Here is a 1157-nt window from a genome sequence, read left to right as displayed (position 1 = left end):
CCACACCTGCATATGTCGCCAGCACGAAAAATGTACCGACCGCTGGACCGCACCTCGTCGATTGATCCTACAAAGTGGGATGTTGGAGCTGATGGACCTACTGGACGGTTTATGGGATGAGTTCTAAGCTATTCGGGCGAGTTGCCGGACGACTCGATATGATCTGCGCACGTAAGCAAAATCGTCACCAATCGCAAGCAAGCCCGCCAATCGGCGATTGTTAGGCCAGGAAACTCCTGACGAACGACTTCTGGAATAGGCGCATCTTCAAGAACGTTTATTACCTCCGCTAACATGATATTACGTTTCTTTATATTGATGCAGCGGATCGGCGCTGGTCGTGCGAATTCACGACGAACTAAACCAACCTCGATGTGATTTGCGCAATTGATGTTATCTGGACTTGCCGAGCCAATTGCAAGAACGCAGTCACGCAACCGCGCAGTTGCGTGTGCGCCCATGACATCCCCGCGGTGAAGCGCCAACAGGAGTTGCAGCAAGTTTTCTTCTGAGTCTGGATTGGCCATCTCTAGCGTACCTTTGTGATGAGCATCTCGAGGATTCGATTGTTGAAATTTTCTAGCTCTTCCTCTGGTATGGCGTACCGGCGAGGCTCTCCCTCGATTGGCCATTGGCGGAGCCATTGTGTCGTGCCATGGGGTACCTTGAGCTCAATTTTATGACTGTACGCCTTGCGGGTCCCGAGCTGTTTGGGATCGATCTTCGAGCCTGCCTCGGCCACACGCTTGGGGCCGCGGTGCCCCTTCCGCGTAATAAGTGCCTGCGCTTTTAATGTCTCATTCACCTCTTCTTCAGATACGTAGCGAACGAGCGTCTCTACGTTTTTCTTCTTGAGATTGCCTGCGCTTCTCAAAATCCTGAAAGCTCTCCCGACTTTCAGGACCTTTCCCACTGGCAATGCCCCTGCCACGGCCCAGAGCGCTGAAGTCGGAGACCCCGACTGATAGGCTGTGCTCAGACTATCAATGTCACCTAGTGGAGTAAAATCCGCTATGGCACGTGCCAAATTGTCGTAAGTCCTCGCCCACCACCGTCTGGACGACCATCCGCGCCCATGGCAGGCGCCACGTGCGCGGCACGCGCATGCTCGCCGCGCCGGCGTGCGCTCGGCGGGTTCGTCGCAGCCGCACAATAAC

General features: G+C 54.8%; 2 protein-coding genes. Both read right to left on the bottom strand.

From position 1 onward, the window contains the following. Positions 1-128: 128 nt before the first annotated feature. Complete coding sequence (locus tag QHF83_RS53305; protein ID WP_282425880.1) at positions 129-527, bottom strand: hypothetical protein; 399 nt, start codon at positions 525-527, stop codon at positions 129-131. A 2-nt stretch (positions 528-529) separates the two neighbouring features. Continuing rightward, entirely contained in the window at positions 530-913 is a 384-nt protein-coding gene (locus QHF83_RS53300) for a hypothetical protein (RefSeq protein ID WP_282425879.1), read from the bottom strand. Positions 914-1157: the final 244 nt, after the last annotated feature.

This window comes from Polyangium sp. 15x6, from assembly GCF_029960785.1.
GTDB lineage: Bacteria > Myxococcota_A > Polyangia > Polyangiales > Polyangiaceae > Polyangium.
This window is presented reverse-complemented; position numbering and strand designations above follow the sequence as displayed.

Bases quoted from the DNA above. Each gene is read 5' to 3' on its own strand.
- QHF83_RS53305 (WP_282425880.1), bottom strand. From the start codon at position 527: ATGGCCAATCCAGACTCAGAAGAAAACTTGCTGCAACTCCTGTTGGCG.